Below are 16,946 nucleotides of genomic sequence, written 5' to 3' on the forward strand. Positions count from 1 at the left end.
AGGTGTTTTCAAATCAGATTTTTTTGTTGAACATATCCAGGGCGTGATTGACGGACATTCCGGTAATCAATGATGCGAGGAGAGACGATGATCGCACAATCGGCGGGAACGGAACACTATGACTTCAAGGTGGTGAAAATGTTCACCATCATGTCCATCATCTACGGGATCGTAGGATTTTTGCTCGGGGTATTCATTGCCCTGGAGCTGGCCTTTCCCGAACTCAATGGCGGGATTCCCTACATATCATTTGGACGATTGCGTCCCTTGCATACCTCGGCGGTTATTTTTGCCTTTGGCGGATCGGTTCTCTTTGCCACCAGTTATTATGTCGTGCAACGGACGAGCAAGGCGCGTCTGTTTTCCGATGCCCTGAGCTGGTTCACTTTTTGGGGATGGAATCTGGTGATTGTCGGCGCGGTCGTCACTTATCCTCTGGGGTTGACCCAGGGGAAGGAGTACGCCGAGACGATCTGGCCGATCGACCTGCTGATCACGGTGGTATGGGTTGCCTATTTCATCAATTTTGTTGGTACTCTGGCAAAGCGGCGGGAAAAGCACATCTATGTCGCCAACTGGTTTTATCTGGCGTTCATCATTACCGTGGCGATGTTGCATATTGTCAACAACCTGGCCATTCCGGTCAACCTGACCGATTCCTATTCCATTTATCCTGGTGTTCAGGATGCCATGATACAGTGGTGGTATGGTCACAATGCGGTTGGATTCTTTTTGACTGCGGCGTTTCTTGGATTGATGTATTACTTCGTTCCGAAGCAGGCCGAACGTCCGGTGTACTCCTATCGTCTTTCGATCGTCCATTTTTGGGCGCTGGTTTTTCTGTATATCTGGGCCGGTCCCCACCATCTGCACTATACCGCGCTTCCCGATTGGGCCAGCACGCTTGGGGCGACCTTTTCCATCATGCTGCTGCTTCCGTCGTGGGGTGGAATGATCAATGGCATCATGACGCTGAGTGGCGCCTGGCATAAGCTGCGTACCGATCCCATTCTGCGTTTTTTCATCATTTCTCTTTCGTTCTATGGCATGTCCACCTTTGAAGGACCGATGATGTCGATCAAATCGGTCAATGCACTGTCGCACTATACCGATTGGACGGTCGGCCATGTCCATTCGGGGGCCCTGGGGTGGGTGGCGATGGTCTCTTTTGGCGCCATCTATCATCTGGTACCCAAACTCTGGGGGACCCAAACCTGGTCGGTCCGATTGATCAACGTTCACTTCTGGCTGGCCACCATCGGCATCGTCATTTACATTGTCTCCATGTGGATTTCCGGCATCATGCAGGGACTCATGTGGCGAGCCTACGACCATTTTGGCAACCTGACCTATTCATTTGCCGAAACCGTCGGCGCCATGCATCCCTATTATGTCTTTCGGGCGGTGGGTGGCATCATCTTTCTGCTCGGGGCGCTCCTGATGGCTTTCAATGTTGTCAAGACCATCGGCAACACGTCCACTTCGACCACCCGTGCCGCGTGAAAAGGAAACTCATTTTCTTTTCATTGCTGGGCAAGCAGGCAAGGAGAACACCGTGAATCACGCAATCATCGAAAAAAGCATTCCACTGATGGCCATCCTTACCCTGGTGGTGGTCGCCATTGGTGGGTTGGTTGAAATCGTTCCCCTGTTCTATCTGAAAAGCACCGTGACCCAGGTGGACGGGGTGCGGCCCTATACACCGCTCGAACTCAAGGGCCGCGACATTTACATTCGTGAAGGGTGCTACAATTGCCATTCACAGATGATCCGTCCATTTCGTGACGAGGCCCTGCGTTACGGCCATTATTCCCTGGCGGCGGAAAGCATGTACGATCATCCGTTTCAATGGTCCTCCAAGCGGACCGGTCCCGACCTGGCCCGTGTGGGAGGAAAGTATTCGAGCCAGTGGCATCAGGCCCACATGCGCAATCCCAAGGATGTCGCCCCCGAGTCGGTGATGCCGCGCTATCCCTGGCTGGAAGAGAACGCGCTTGATTTTGCCGACATCGCCGATCGCATGTCGGCCCTGGCCAAGGTGGGTGTTCCCTATTCGCCGGAGCAGATTGCCAACGCGGTGGCGGACCTCAAGGCCCAGGCGGTTCTTCAGAGCGACAGCAAAGGGTTGCTGCAACGGTATGGCCAGAAACTGGCCCTGGATGATTTTGACGGCATTCCCGAGAAGATTACCGAACTTGATGCCCTGGTGGCCTACCTGCAAATGTTGGGCACCCTGGTCGATTTCTCCACCCCGCAACCAATCACCCAAACCCGTTGACCGGGCATCCAGCCAAACACAAGGAGACCTTTTCATGTCAGAAGAGCACAAGGTGGATACCACGGGACACCAATGGGATGAAGACGAGGGATATCCACTCAAGGAATACAACAATCCCCTTCCCCGGTGGTGGCTCTACACCTTTTATGCAACGATCATCTGGGCTGTGGTCTATTGGTTTTTCTATCCCACCTGGCCACTGATGACCGATTTTACCCGAGGTCTTCTCGGGTGGACCATGCATACCCAGCTGGAGGAGGAACTGGCCGAGGCGCGGCTTCAGCAGAAACCATTCAATGACAGCCTTGAAAAAATGACTTTGGCGGAAATTACCCATGATCCGCAATTGTTGCAGTATGCCATTTCGGGCGGCAAGGCGGTTTTTGGTGACAATTGTGCGCCATGTCATGGAAGCGGCGGTACGGGTTCTCGTGCTGGCGGATTTCCGGTCCTGGTGGATGACGACTGGTTGATGTCCGGGAGCATTGATGGAATTCACGAGACCATCACCAACGGGCATGTCGCCATGATGCCGGCCCATCTGATCGATCATGGCGGGGCCTTGAAGAAGGAACAGGTGGATGATCTGGTCCAGTTTGTCCTTTCGTTGAGCGGTCGGGAATCCAGCAAGGATGCCGCTGCCCGGGGGGGGCCGTTGTTTGCGGGTGAGGCGGGATGCAATGTGTGCCATGGCGATCAGGGAAAAGGATCGGCCCGGGACACCATGGCCGGACAGCCTCTGGAGAAGACGGTTGGCGCCCCGAATCTTGCCGATGCCATCTGGCTCTATGGCGGCGATGAAGCGACGGTCCGTCAGTCCATTGCCAAGGGGCGCAGTGGTCGGATGCCCGCCTGGGGCGCCGGAACCGAGGGGACAAACCGTAAACTCGATCCCCTGGCGATCAAACAGGTGGCGGTTTATGTCCACAGCCTGGGTGGAGGACAATGAACGACTGTTGATCTGGAACTGTTCAGACCCCGTCATTCCCTGCTACAGTGGGAATCCAAGGATTTGCTTCAGCCTCCCTGGATCCCCTGTCAAGGGGGGATGAACGGTTGCACGATATGCATGTTTCCATGAGGTGGCCTGTCGCTGTTCCTTTTGCCGGCACGTTTGATCGTTACGCGGTGGTCAGGGCATCGAGAACCTTGCCGATTCTTGCCGCCACGTCACCCGCGACGCTACCGATCCGATCGTTTTGCATGATGGCGCCAAGAACCTCCGGGTTGATGGCCGCGACTTCGATCGTTTTGCCGTCGGTTTCCCGGATGACGACATTGCAGGGGAGAAAAACGCTGACATCCGCATCCGCCGTCATGGCCTTGTGCGCCAGAGGTGGATTGCAGGCGCCAAGAATCAGGGTCCTGGGCCAGGAAACATTCAGTTTGTTTTTGAACGTGGTGGCAAGATCGATTTCGGTCAGAATGCCGAATCCTTGTTGTTGCAGCTCTTGACGCACCCTGGTTGCAACCTCTTCGAAAGTCCCGGCGACGGGCCGTATCCAGGCATAGCGGTTTTTGTCCATGACGATCCTCCATGGTGGGGCGTGTGAAAGGCGTCTTTCGCGGCGCGATTTGTCGAATGATTTTTTTTCCAGAATAGCATCAAGGTGGAAGGTGTTCCAGGATTCGGATCAGGGTTTTTGTGTTGATCTTTGGACTTTCCGTCAGTCCAATCCTTTTTTCGAAGGCGCGGATCGCCGTGAATGATGGCCTGCCGAGAAAGCCATCCGCGGGACCGGGATACAATCCCCGGGATGCGAGGCGGCGTTGCACCCGTTTCATCAGCGTGGGAAAGTTAAGACTTTGCAACGGTTTTTCTTCGCCTGCCTCCCGCGGCAGTCTGGCGACGGTTTCCTTGTGGCGCTGCCGGGCCAGGGCCAGTTGCATGGGTGGGGTTTCTTTGTTCGCGGCGAGAAGGACCAGGTATTCCATTCGGGTTTGTTCTTCCAGGTCGATGCGTCCTGTCGTCGCGTGCAGATGCGCCAGATCCATCAGGGCCGCGGCCAGGGGCTCCGCGGGAGGCGGGGACAACCTTCGAAGGGCGGCGATGGCCTGTTCGAAGGTGGCGATCGCCTCTTCCATCCGCCCCTCCAGCCTCTGGTTTTCTCCAAGGAGGAGTTGTATCCGGGCGATTCCCGGATGATCGGGTCCGAAAAATTCGCTCACCAGGGACAGGGACCGATGAATCAGTCCCTTGGCTTCCCCAATCATTCCCGAATTTTGCTGGAGAATGGCCAGTTCCATCAACACCGGAACAAGTCCGGGATGATTTTTCCCTTTCGACTGTTCCAGCAGGGATAGCGCCGTGGTCAGGGAAGCGATCTTTTCTTCCGGGGACAAAGTGTCGGAATGACGGATACGCATTCGGATGAGACGCGCCTTCAGTTCATGGCGCTCTTGCGGGGTCTTGGCCAGGAGTTCCAGAATTCCGGCGGCGATGGTTTTTTCCTTCGGATCGTCCATGGGGGGGCCTGTCCTCGGCAGCAAGCCCGCGGCGAGGCCGTCTGGAACGACTGCCTTCCGCCACAGTTCCAGCCGGCGTTGTTCATGACGCCTGGCCAGGGTTTCCTTGCCCATGTGACGGTAAATCGCGGCCAGACGCTCGTGCAGCGGCGCCTGGAAAAGATGGTCGCTTCCATGATGGCGCTCGATGATGTGCATGCCCCGGAGAATTGCCTGGACCGCGCGGGCATCCTCGCTTCGGGCAAACCAGAGAGAGGCCAGTTCCACAAGGGGTTCGACCAGAATCATTTCCTGGGAACCATGAATCTTTTCCAGCCAGCGAAAACCGTTGACGTACAGGTGTTCGCATCGTTCCCAGGAACGGTTGTCACAATGGATCCGTCCCAGATGAAATACCCAAAGGATGACATCGTCATCATCGTTTCCGGGGGCGATTCGGGCGGCAAGCAGGGTATCGAACAATCCATCCATCCGGTCCACGGTCGTCCCTTCCGGCAACCGGCTCATTCCAAGAGCAAAATCCCTCCAGGATCCATGGGTGGCGGTCTTTTCGGCCTGAATCGGGAAGGAAAGAGACAGTCCAAGGAACATGATCCCCCAATGGATCGAAATTCTCGATATGATTGTCAATGATCTTTGTTTGTTTTTCGTGATCCGGAAGGGCATTGTCTTCCTTTTTCCGTCGCTCATGGTACCATTCCTTTTTCCAAGGGATTGATCCGAACCACCATGGGACGACCTCATGAATTCATTTGCCACTGTCCAGGGAATCGAGGAGCTTGCCGGTCTCCTCGACCGGGGCCATCTCCTGGTCACCGTCAACCGGCGCCTTTCCAGGCACCTTACCAGAAGATTGAATACCTTCAAGGCATTCCGGGGGCAAGCGGTCTGGACGTCGTTGGCCGTCATTCCCTTGCAGGCATGGATGGCGACATTGTGGCTGGAATGTCTCGATGGCGCGGAAAAAGATGGAAAAAATCCGCCCCGGATGTTGTCGAACCTGGCCATTCGGTATTTATGGGAGCGGATCGTTGCCGAGGACCTTCAGGGAACGCGCACTATTCTTTGGCCGCGTCGGGCCGCGGCCCTGGCGCGGGAAGCGTTCGACCTGTTGGTGGCATGGCGATTGCCCCCACCGGAGGGACAATCCCTGGGCCAGGAAGATTGCGAAACCTTCATCCGTTGGCGCAAAAAATTTCTGGCACGGTTGACCCGTGGGGGCTGGATCATCCCTTCCTTGCTGCCGAAATATGTCGCGGGACGTCTGGACCGGATTCGTTGGCCCGAGGGGATCGTTTTGGCGGGATTCGATTCATGGACCCCGGAAAACGAACAATTTTTTTCACTGCTGCAACGGCATGGCGTTTTCGTGACCCGTTATCTTCCGGAGCCTGAGCGGGGGACGCCGGTGTTTCGCCTTCTGGCCGATCACGAGGGGGAAATCATGGCCGCGGCGCGATGGGCCAAGGGGTGGATCGATCGGGAGCGTTCGCGCGCGACCGTGGTCGGGGAACTCAGTGTCGATGGTGGCGCGATGGTTGTGCCCCCGGGACGGGTGATCGGAATCATCCATCCCGAACTTGCCCGGTGGCGCCGGCAGGTGATCCGTATCTTCACGGAGGTCTTCCATCCCGGGGGGCTGGTGGGCGATGCCCTGCCGGAGGAGCCGGTTTTCAATGTTTCCATGGGATTTGCGCTGGCGGATCATCCCATGATCGCCGATGCCCGTTTCTTGTTGCATCTTGCCTTCGCGGGGCGCTGCACCCTGGAGGAAGCGAGCCGTCTGCTGTTGTGTCCCCATTGCCTCGGGGGACGCGCGGAATATTCATTCCGCGGGCGCCTCGATCGGAAGTGGCGTGAAAGCGGCTGGCGCCGGGTCTCTTTGGAACATCTGCGCGCCATGGCGGTGGATCATGGCTCGGTTCCCCAACTGGTGGTCCTGCTCGATGCGGTGATCGCCCTTGTTTCCGGAGCGGAATTCGAATCAAGAAAACAGCCTCCAAGGTACTGGTCGCGACGGTTTGCCGCCCTTCTGGCCGCCTTTGGCTGGCCGGGGGAACGGTCGCTTTCAAGTTCCGAACATCAGATCGTCGTTTCGTGGTGGGCGTTGGTGGCGGGCCTCGACACCCTGGAGATGGTGGAAACCGGTTTGACGGCAACCGAGGCCCTGGCGGCGCTCGATGCCGAATCAAGCATGGCCTTGTTTCAGCCCGAGAGGGGCGAAGATGCCCCGGTTCAGATTTTGGGCTCGCTTGAGGCGGGTGGGGAAAGGTTTGCCGCGCTTTGGCTTCTGGGCATGTCGGATGATCGTTGGCCACGACCTCCTCAACCGAATCCGTTTCTGCCGCGGGCGTTCCAAAAGGAACACCTGATGCCGCGATCATCGAGCCTCCGTGAACACGAATTCGCCCAACGTCTGACCGGGGAACTTCTCGGCGCGGCTCCGGTGGTCGTGGTCAGTCACGCCCGGCGCGACGGGGATGTGGCATTGCGTCCGAGTCCCTTGATCCAGGGGATCGTGGCCGCGGACGCGACGGAAGAACCACCCTTGGAACCGATGGAATGGGATGCGGATCGACCCGGACTTGAGGTGATCACGGGGGACGGGGCGGTACCATTGGTGGGCGCTGGTCCCTTTTCCGGTTCCTCCGGCATGTTGAAGGCCCAATCCCGTTGTCCGTTCCAGGCGTTCGCCCGTTACCGGCTGAAGGGGGAGACCTTTCCCGCGGCGATGATCGGATTGTCGCCGGCGTTGCGTGGACAACTGACCCATCAGGTCTTGTCGCGTTTGCTGGTTCCCGGATTTTCGATGAAACAATGGCGTCTTCTTCCGGAACAGGGGCGTCGGGCGTTGATCGAGACCGCCTGTGTCCGGGGAATGGACGCTTGGATCGAGGATCTGGCGGAACGGCAGTTGCCGCAAGGGTTGTTGGCATTGGAATTCCGGCGGCAGAGGGCTTTGTTGGGTCAATGGATGGCCATCGAGGAACGGCGTGAGTCCGATTTCACGGTCATGGCCGTGGAACGATCGGGATCCTTGTCCCTTCATTCCCTGGAATTGCGGTACCGGATGGACCGGGTCGATCGTCTGGATGACGAAGGCTTCGTCATCATCGACTACAAGACCGGCATGGCCAGGTATGGCGACTGGTCCGGCGTGCGTCCCAGGGACCCGCAGATGCCACTTTATGCCCTTGGTCTGGATGACAACCTTGTGGCCTTGTCCTATGGCATGTTGTCACGAAAATCCAAACGGTTCCTGGGTCTGGCGGAACGGGAAGACATCCTTCCCGGGGTCGCCACCAGGATTGAAAATGGCGATCCGGACGGGAACGTCGATTTTTCTGTCCTGAAGGACCATTGGCGCCGGGTCTTGAAGGATCTGGCGGAATCTTTTGTCCAGGGAGACGCCCGGGTCATGCCTTTGAAGGGAGTGTGTGATCAGTGTGACCTGGACGCCTTGTGCCGTGTCGCGGAGCGGCAGGACGGAGGGACATCATGAACCTGATCGATCAGACGGCACGTGACCTGGCTTTGGACGTTCATCGTTCCTTCATCGTTCAGGCCCCTGCCGGTTCGGGAAAAACGGGATTGTTGACCCAGAGGATTTTGGCTCTCCTGGGACGGGTGGAGCAACCGGAGGAGATCCTCGCCATCACCTTCACCCGCAAGGCGGCGCGGGAAATGAAGGACCGGGTGTTGCAGGCCCTGGATCGGGCCCTGATCCCTTCGCCCCCCGAGTCCTCGTTCGATAAGAAAACCTGGATTCTTGCCCGAGAGGTTCGCGACCAGGATCGACGCCAATGTTGGCGGTTGCAGGAAAATCCATTCCGGTTGCGCATCATGACCATAGATGCGTTCTGTCATTTTCTGGTGCGTCAGTTGCCGCTGTTGACCGAAATGGGGGGACAGGGGGATTTGGCCGAGCATCCCGAAAGGTTCTACCGGCAGGCGGCGCATGAGACGCTCGACGTCTTCGACGATGAACACTGCCCCTGGAGATGGGCCGTCCTCGTCCTCTTTGGGCATCTGGACAACGATTGGGAACCGATCGAGAACATGCTTTCGGATCTTCTGGCGCGGCGTGATCAATGGTTGCGCCATGTCGGGGAGGAGGTGGACGAGACGCTCCTGGCCCGCCTCGATGAAAGCCTGGCCGCCATGGTTGGCGCCGAACTGGCGCCACTGTCCGAGGAGATCTCCCGGAGCGGTTTCTGGGAGGAGATCATGGCCCTCATGGCGTTTGCCACGCATCATCGTTTGGCGGATCGGGGCGGGGATGATTCATGGATCGGACGAAAGAAACCGCCGGATCCTGTTTTCAAGGATGTTTCCCTGTGGCACAGCCTGGCCGAAACGCTGCTCACGACCAACGGAACGTGGCGCAAACGCTGGGACAAACGCCTGGGATTTCCCCCCGGATCGAAAGCGGCGTCACGGGAAGAGGGACGTCGATGGGAATCGATGAAACAAAGGGTATCGGCTCTGGTCGATTCGTTGCGGGGCATCGAAAATCTTGAGGGGATGCTGGATCGTGTTCGCCATGTGCCCGCCGAGCCCTTTTCGGCGTCGCAATGGCGGGTCCTTCAGGCCCTTCTAACCTTGCTCAAGGTGGCGGCGGGACATCTTCTGGCCCAGTTTTCCCTGGAAGAGTCGGTGGATCATCTGGAGGTGGCGCGGCGGGCGATCCTCGCCCTGGGAGGGGTGGACGATCCGTCGGATCTGGCGTTGCGGCTGGATCATCGCCTGCGCCACATCCTGGTGGATGAATTCCAGGATACGTCACGCCTGCAATACGAACTTCTGGAACGTCTGGTTACGGGCTGGAATCCCGATCAGGGGAACACCTTGTTTCTGGTCGGGGATCCGATGCAGTCGATCTACCGCTTCCGTGAGGCGGAAGTGGGCCTTTTTCTCCAGGTTCAGCGTCACGGAATGGGTCCGGTGCGGACCGAGCCGCTTTTTCTGGAGGTCAATTTTCGTTCCACGCCGGGAATCGTCGATTGGGTGAACGACAGCATGCGCCGGGTCTTTCCGAGAAGGGGACGTCCGGAAACGGGTGCGGTCGAATATGCGCCGTCACGATCGGTCCACGAGGCCGTTCCCGGTCCGGCGGTGGTGGTGGAGGGGGTTTCCGATCGCCAGGAGGAGGGGCAAAGGGTGGCGATCCTGGCCGAAGAACTGCGCTGCCAGGGTCTGAGTGTTTGTATTCTGGTTCGGACCCGAGGACACCTGGATGAAATCATCAAGGCGCTCGATGCGCGACAGCTGCGTTACCAGGCGGTGGATCTTCATCCTCTGGCCCGACGGCCCGTGGTCCAGGATCTTTTGACATTGACGCGGGCGTTGTTGCATCCGGACGACCGGATTGCATGGCTTGCCCTTCTTCGAGCCCCCTGGAGTGGTTTGTCGTTGGCGGACCTTCATGCCATCGCCACCTTCGAGAAGGGAGCCGCCGTGCATGACTGTTGCAATCATCCGGAAATCGATGGTGTACTTTCCGCCGATGGACGCCGGATTCTTTCCCGGATCCGGCCCATTCTTCAGGAAGCGTGGAACCGGCGGGGGGAATGGTCGGCATTTCCTGGTCCCGGTTCCTTGCGGCGCTGGATTGAAGGGACATGGCGTCGTCTTGGGGGTGGGGTGGTCTTCTCGAACCGGCATCAATGGGATGATGCGGGAAGTTTCTTCGCGCTTCTGGAACGATTGGAGGTTCATGGGACGCTTCCCGATCTTCGGATCCTTGAGGAAGAGGTGGCGACCCTTTATTCCACCATCGATCCGAAAGGGGATCCTGAACTTGCGGTCATGACCATCCACAAGGCCAAGGGGCTTGAATTCGATTGTGTCATCATTCCAGGGATCGATCGTGGTCCCCGAACCGAGGAGGCACGCCTGCTCATGTGGATGGAGCCACCGGTGTTGGCGGATCGATCATTCCGGTCCGCCCCTTTGGCGCCTCTGTTGGCGCCGATTGGCAGTTGGGATGGAGGGGAGGGGGATCCGATCTACACGTTTGTGGCCCGGATGGAACAGGAGAAGGTCCGCAACGAGGTGTGCCGCTTGTTGTATGTCGCGGTGACCCGGGCGCGTCGGCGGCTTCATCTGGTCGGGTGTGGCCCGAAGGAAGAACGCAATCCTGTCTCGGGTTCGTTTTTGGCAGTCCTTTGGCCGTTGGTGGCGGAAATGTTTTCATCTTCCGACCCGGGCCAGGAAGTCTTGGAGAAGGAAGATCCGGCAGACCTGCCGCCCTGTCGCCGTCTGCCACCGGATTGGCGCCCGCCCGGTTGGCCGGGGCGCCATGAAAAACCGATGCGAGGGTGGGAGAATGGGATACAAAGAACGGACACTTTTCTTGAGGACGAAGAGCGATTCGAATCGCGCCGGATCGGGGTGGTCATTCATCGGTTTTTGGCGCTTGTGGGGGCCGAAGGGGTGGATGCCTGGTCTGGGGATCGGATTGATCGTCTGCGTCCATCCTTCGCGGGGCATCTGTTGGATTTGGGACTGTCCAGGGAACGACTTGATGTCGCCATCGATCGGGTCGTGGCGGGATTGAGGTCGGTGATTGTTTCATCGCGGGGACGTTGGTTGTTCGATCCGGGCCATTCCGACGTCCACGTCGAGTGGGGACTGACGGGGGTGATGGACGGGGATTTCGTCCGTGGTGTCATCGATCGTTCCTTCGTCGATTCCGCGAACCGGCGTTGGATCATCGATTTCAAGACCAGCCAGAATGAAGGAGAAGACCGCGAAATCTTTTTGGAAAACGAAAAGAGACGGTATCAGGAACAGATGGAACTCTATGCGCGATTGGTCGGTGCCATCGAATCCCGTCCCATTCGCCTTGGACTTTATTTTCCATTGATGGATGCGTGGCTGGAATGGTCCCAAGGATGAACATGGTATGTTATGGTGACAATCATCGCCCGTTTGTCGTATGATGACCCGAATGGATATGCCCGAGGGAAGGATTCATCAGTCCGGGAAAACGAGGAACCCCACCATGTCGCTCATGTTTGATTCGCTGGCCTACGCCAAAAAATTGAAAGCCGCTGGTGTTCCCGAGGCCCAGGCGGAAATACAGGCCGAGACCATCGTCGAATGGATGGAAGACCGGCTGGCCACCAGGCTGGAACTGGAACAGGTCCGGGCGGATTTGCAGCGGGACATCAAGGAACTGGATACGAAGGCCGAAGTCCGGCTCAAGGAACTGGACGCGCAGACCGAAGCCCGGCTCAAGGAACTGGACACGAAGGCCGAAGCCCGGCTCAAGGAACTGGAGACGAATGTTGATGTCCGGCTCAAGGAACTGGATACGAAGGCCGAAGTCCGGCTCAAGGAACTGGATACGAAGGCCGAAGTCCGGCTCAAGGAACTGGAGACGAATGTTGATGTCCGGTTCAAGGAACTGGAGACGAATGCTGGTGTCCGGTTCAAGGAACTGGATACGAAGGCCGAAGCCCGGTTCAAGGAACTGGACACGAAGGCCGAAGCCCGGTTCAATGAACTGAAGACGAATGCTGATGTCCGGTTCAATGAACTGAAGACGAATGCTGATGTCCGGTTCAAGGAAGTTGAGGTTCGGTTCAAGGAACTGGAGACGAATGCTGGTGTCCGGTTCAAGGAGCTGGAGACGAATGTTGATGTCCGGTTCAAGGAAGTTGATGTCCGGTTCAAGGAACTCGATGCCAGGATCGAGTCGGTCCGGTCGGAGTTGAAACGAGATATCAAGGATCTGGAGGCGAAGGTTGAGGTCCGGTTCAAGGAACTCGATGTCAGGATCGAGTCGGTCCGGTCGGAGTTGAAACGAGATATCAAGGAACTGGAGCAACGCATGGTGATCAAGCTCGGAAGCCTGATGTTCGTGGCCGTCGGGGCCATGGCCGCGCTGGTGAAACTGCTTTGATCTTCCGCCTCTGGGTGGACTCCTCGGAAACCTGGGGACATTATATTATTTGTTTTCCATTGATGGATGCATGGCTGGAATGGTCCCAGGATAAATGATGAAAGTGGTGCGATTTGGTGACAATAATCGTCGTTTTATTGTATGATTGCCCCAATGGATGTGCCTGCGGGGAGGCTTCATTAGTCCGGGAAAACGAGGAACCCCACCATGTCGCTCATGTTCGATTCGCTGGCCTACGCTAAAAGATTGAAAGCCGCTGGCGTTCCCGAGGCCCAGGCGGAAATACAGGCCGAGACCATCGTCGAATGGATGGAAGACCGGCTGGCCACCAGGCTGGAACTGGAACAGGTCCGGACGGATTTGCAGCGGGACCTCAAGGAACTGGATACGAAGGCCGAAGTCCGGTTTAAGGAACTGGATACGAAGGCCGAAGTCCGGCTCAAGGAACTGGACGCGCAGACCGAGGTCCGGCTCAAGGGACTGGACGCGAAGGCCGAAGCCCGGCTCAAGGAACTGGAGACGAAGGTTGAGGTTCGGTTCAAAGAGGTTGAGGTTCGGTTCAAGGAACTTGATGTCAGAATCGAGTCGGTCCGGTCGGAGTTGAAACGAGATATCAAGGACCTGGAAGCGAAGGTTGAGGTCCGGTTCAAGGAACTGGAGACGAAGGTTGAGGTTCGGTTCAAGGAAGTTGAGGTCCGGTTCAAAGAACTTGATGTCAGAATCGAGTCGGTCCGGTCGGAGTTGAAACGAGATATCAAGGAATTGGAGCAACGCATGGTGATCAAGCTCGGAAGTTTGATGTTCGTGGCCGTTGGGGCCATGGCTGCGCTGGTGAAACTGCTTTGATCTTCCGCCTCCGGCGGACCTTATTGTTCGCCGGGAAGGTTTTTTTCATCGGGCGTTTGGAGAAATGTATGCTGTCGCTTGTTGGCGGGGCTGCGTGGTCTCCTGTTTCAGGGCTTTCCGATCAGGGCGATCGTCAGTGTTTCCGCGGCTTTTTTCATTTCGTACCGTCCCAGTTGTTCCTCAAGAGTCTGGAGGGATTCCTCGGGCAACAGGGTGGCCAACTGCTCGCGGTGTTTATGAAACAGGCGGATGGCGCGGGTATCGGCCTGATGAACAAGTGTCTGTAATTTGCCGATGATTTTTTCGCCCATGGATCCGTGCTCTTGTTTGCCGGGCACGTTCGCGACATGTTTCAGGGAACGAATGCCTGTCAGGACCAGTTCAAATTCTTCGAGAAGTTGGAGAAGGGATTGCAGACGGTCGGAATCGGATGCATCATTTTTCTTGAGCGTCAGTTCCAGATTTGCGGCATGATCGCGCAATGCCTGGGCTCCCAGAGTTCCCGCGACGCTTTTGAGGGTGTGGGTCAGACGAATGGCCTGGGGCAGGTCTCCGGCGTTGATGGCGGCCAATAGATTCAGTCCGCTCAGGGAATGAATTTCAAAGAAACCGTCGAGCAGCTTGCGATAGAGTTTGACATTGTTTCCCAGCATGTTGAGTCCCAGGGCGACGTCGATTCCAGGAAGGTTTTCGAAAACAGGCTGTTCCCTGTTTTCCCCGGTGACCAGGCTTGCTGTTGTTTCGGATGGGCTGTTGGAAGAGACCGTGTTTGCCCGGGAAGGGTGGATCCATAGGACCATTTTTTCGAGCAGCAGAGCATAATCGAGGGGTTTGCCGATGTGATCGTTCATCCCCGCCGCCAGACACCGATCCCGTTCCTGGGATTGAACCCCCGCTGTCATGGCGATGATGGGAAGGTGGGTCAACTCCAGACGGTTGCGAATGATCTGTGTTGTTTTGTAGCCGTCGAGAACGGGCATCTGAATATCCATCAAGACGCCATCAAACTGTTTTTTCTCAAGAATTTTAAGCGCTTCCATCCCGTTGGCGGCGACCTCGATTTCCAGACCCGCGAGGATGAGTGCTTCCTGGGCGACGATGCGGTTGATTTCGTTGTCCTCCACCAGAAGTACCCGTCCGCCGAGGAGTCGTTCCCGGACGCCTCCCCTGGCGGCCATTTCCTTCCATGTTTCCGTCACCCCCCAGCGTCTGGTGGCGCTGGGCGTCCGTTTTTCCAGAAGTTCCATGATCACGTCCAATACCTGGGAACCGTAGACCGGTTTGATGATCATGGATGAATCGGGAACCTTTTCGAGACGTTGAAAATCGCCCTTGTGCTGATCATGGGTATTGAGAAGGTAGACCACCGGCAGATGGGCCAGTCCTGGCTGACTGCGCAATCGTTGCGTCAGGATGACCATGTCGGAACCGTTGAGGTTGACATCGAGGAAAGCGATCTCCACCCTGTCGCGCCACCTGTCGATTTCCTTGAACATGGAATCCTCGTCGCGATAACCGAAGGAAACGAAGTCAAGGTCGGCCAGTGTACGTTTCATGCAGTCGAGGGCGGTGGCATTCTTGAGTCCGCAGAGGGCGTGGACCGTGCGTTCGATGGCCGTTTCCCCGTCCACGGACTCGGGGGACGGGGACCAGGGAAGGGTGACACGAAAAGTCGATCCCGATCCCAGAAGGCTTTCCACATGTATGCTGCCCCCCATGGCATTGACCAGACGCTTGCAGATTGCCAAACCCAACCCGGTACCGCCGTAAAGACGGGATGTGGCATTGTCTCCCTGATCGAAGGCGCAAAAAATTCCATGGATGTGTTCGCTCGCGATGCCGATTCCGGTATCTTGAACGGAGAACTCGATCTTCGATGGCCCTTCCGTGACCCGGGGCATGGCAATTTTCAGGACAATTTCTCCAGAAGGGGTAAATTTGACGGCATTGCTCACCAGATTGGACAGGACCTGTTGCAAACGAAAGGAATCGCCCACCATGGTGTCGGGAACGTCCCGATTCTTGTAGATGACCAGTTCCAGATTTTTTTCATGGGCGCGGGCAACGGTGGTATTGATAAGATTTTTGAGGAGGTGATCCAGGGAAAAGGGACTGGATTCGATGGTCATTCGTCCGGCTTCGATTTTGGAGAAGTCGAGGATGTCATTGATTGTGGCAAGCAGGATTTCACCCGAATCGCGCAATCCTTCGACCCATCGCCGTTGATTGCCCTTGAGCCTGGAACCGCGCAACAGTTCGATCATACCGAGCATACCGTTGATCGGGGTACGAATTTCATGGCTCATTGCCGCCAGAAAGGTACTTTTCATTGCATTGGCCTGCTCGGCGGCATCTTTTTCCCGGCGCAACCGTTCGGCATGTTTTTTTGCGGAGATGTCGGTATCCATCCAGACCAGTTCACCGCTATTGAGTCTGTAGACATGGGATTCCCGCCATCCTTGAACCTGTCCATCATCGTAGAGGTAGGGGGGAACCGGTCGCGACCAGGCCTGGGCGATGGTGGACTGAAGCGCCCCCCATACGGGAAGGTCGGGAAGGAAGGGAAAGACCTCCCTTGCCCGCCGCCCCAGGCATTGGGATTTGACCTTGCGATGAAGTGCCTCGGCGGTATGGTTCATGTCGAGGACCAGAAAGTCATTGCCATCCGGTTTCAGGATGACGGCGCCGACCATCATGTGCTCGAACATGTCGCGGAAGCGGACTCGGGATTCATCGAGCAGTTGCACGAGTTCGGCAATTCGATTGACCGCCCGCCCCAAATGATTGATTTCCAGGGATCCGGAGACCCGTACCCCCGGTTTTATCCTTTGGGTCCGATGGATTTCACCCAATTGATGGTGAATACGTTTGACCGGACGGATGACCAGGAAATAAACCGTCCCCCCCAGGGCAAAAGCGGCAGCGAACCCGAATCCGATCAGCATCAGCCTGAGGCGATTGTAATGATGCCGATGGGTTTCCCGTATGGAGGTCGTGTCCCAGGTCAACGTTACCCGGCCAAAGTGTTCCCCGGCAAGGTTGACCTCTCTGGTGAAGGTAATCAGGGAATGTTTTAGAGGGGTGTTTTTTTTGCGCTGCCAATCGGCCATTGTCTGGAGGTCGCGGTCAAGGATATGCAAAAAGACCAGGTCCTTGTCTCCCGCGACCGTCTCGGTGATGATGCCATCCAGGATCGGCCAATCGCGGCTGACCACGGCATCCTGGGTGGTTGCCACGAACAGGTCGGCCCGGTTTTCGAAGCGGGTATGCAATTCCTGTTCGAGATGATCCTGTTCCAGGCCCAAGACCCCTTCGGTCACCAGTTGGAACATGACGAAAAAAACAGCCAGGGATGCCACGCCCAACTGCACCAGCAATGGCAAACGGCTCAAACGTTTTCGCCAACGTTTCACCACTTCCCGAGGCATCGTCATTGCCGGCCATCGA

The 16,946-nt window shown here is 57.0% G+C and carries 10 protein-coding genes; 7 read left to right on the forward strand and 3 right to left on the reverse strand.

The features are described from left to right. Positions 1 to 87 precede the first annotated feature (87 nt). From ccoN to ccoP, 3 genes are read left to right on the forward strand one after another with little or no spacing between them, the layout of a single operon-like run. The gene (gene ccoN / locus HQL76_01615; protein MBF0107861.1) at positions 88 to 1,503 is read left to right on the forward strand and encodes a cytochrome-c oxidase, cbb3-type subunit I; all 1,416 of its coding nucleotides are present in this window, start codon (positions 88 to 90) and stop codon (positions 1,501 to 1,503) included. Further along, positions 1,451 to 2,278 carry a cytochrome-c oxidase, cbb3-type subunit II gene (gene ccoO / locus HQL76_01620; GenBank protein ID MBF0107862.1) on the forward strand — a complete coding sequence of 276 codons (828 nt, stop codon included), beginning with the start codon at positions 1,451 to 1,453 and terminating at the stop codon, positions 2,276 to 2,278. The genes ccoN and ccoO overlap by 53 nt, the downstream gene beginning before the upstream one ends. Positions 2,279 to 2,312: 34 nt before the next feature. Then, entirely contained in the window at positions 2,313 to 3,227 is a 915-nt protein-coding gene (gene ccoP / locus HQL76_01625; protein ID MBF0107863.1) for a cytochrome-c oxidase, cbb3-type subunit III, read from the forward strand. A gap of 172 nt (positions 3,228 to 3,399) precedes the next feature. On the opposite strand, the gene HQL76_01630 is transcribed toward ccoP, so the two are convergent. Next, complete coding sequence (locus tag HQL76_01630; GenBank protein MBF0107864.1) at positions 3,400 to 3,804, reverse strand: DUF302 domain-containing protein; 405 nt, start codon at positions 3,802 to 3,804, stop codon at positions 3,400 to 3,402. Between the two features lie 79 nt (positions 3,805 to 3,883). After that, a complete protein-coding gene (locus tag HQL76_01635; GenBank protein MBF0107865.1) occupies positions 3,884 to 5,335 on the reverse strand; it encodes a tetratricopeptide repeat protein in 1,452 nt (483 codons plus the stop codon). A 151-nt stretch (positions 5,336 to 5,486) separates the two neighbouring features. Here HQL76_01635 and HQL76_01640 point away from each other — a divergent pair, with 151 nt between their 5' ends. The 4 genes from HQL76_01640 to HQL76_01655 all read left to right on the forward strand — a co-directional run bounded on the left by HQL76_01640 (position 5,487) and on the right by HQL76_01655 (position 13,499). Continuing rightward, positions 5,487 to 8,246: a PD-(D/E)XK nuclease family protein gene (locus tag HQL76_01640; GenBank protein ID MBF0107866.1), complete on the forward strand. Its 2,760-nt coding sequence runs from the start codon at positions 5,487 to 5,489 to the stop codon at positions 8,244 to 8,246. Further along, positions 8,243 to 11,644 carry a UvrD-helicase domain-containing protein gene (locus HQL76_01645; GenBank protein ID MBF0107867.1) on the forward strand — a complete coding sequence of 1,134 codons (3,402 nt, stop codon included), beginning with the start codon at positions 8,243 to 8,245 and terminating at the stop codon, positions 11,642 to 11,644. The genes HQL76_01640 and HQL76_01645 overlap by 4 nt, the downstream gene beginning before the upstream one ends. A gap of 106 nt (positions 11,645 to 11,750) precedes the next feature. Continuing rightward, the gene (locus HQL76_01650) at positions 11,751 to 12,653 is read left to right on the forward strand and encodes an apolipoprotein A1/A4/E family protein (GenBank protein MBF0107868.1); all 903 of its coding nucleotides are present in this window, start codon (positions 11,751 to 11,753) and stop codon (positions 12,651 to 12,653) included. Between the two features lie 207 nt (positions 12,654 to 12,860). Next, complete coding sequence (locus HQL76_01655) at positions 12,861 to 13,499, forward strand: DUF1640 domain-containing protein (protein ID MBF0107869.1); 639 nt, start codon at positions 12,861 to 12,863, stop codon at positions 13,497 to 13,499. 107 nt (positions 13,500 to 13,606) lie between these two features. Here HQL76_01655 and HQL76_01660 read toward each other — a convergent pair whose 3' ends face one another. Continuing rightward, positions 13,607 to 16,933: a response regulator gene (locus HQL76_01660; GenBank protein ID MBF0107870.1), complete on the reverse strand. Its 3,327-nt coding sequence runs from the start codon at positions 16,931 to 16,933 to the stop codon at positions 13,607 to 13,609. Positions 16,934 to 16,946 lie beyond the last annotated feature (13 nt).

Source organism: Magnetococcales bacterium (assembly GCA_015228815.1).
GTDB lineage: Bacteria > Pseudomonadota > Magnetococcia > Magnetococcales > UBA8363 > UBA8363.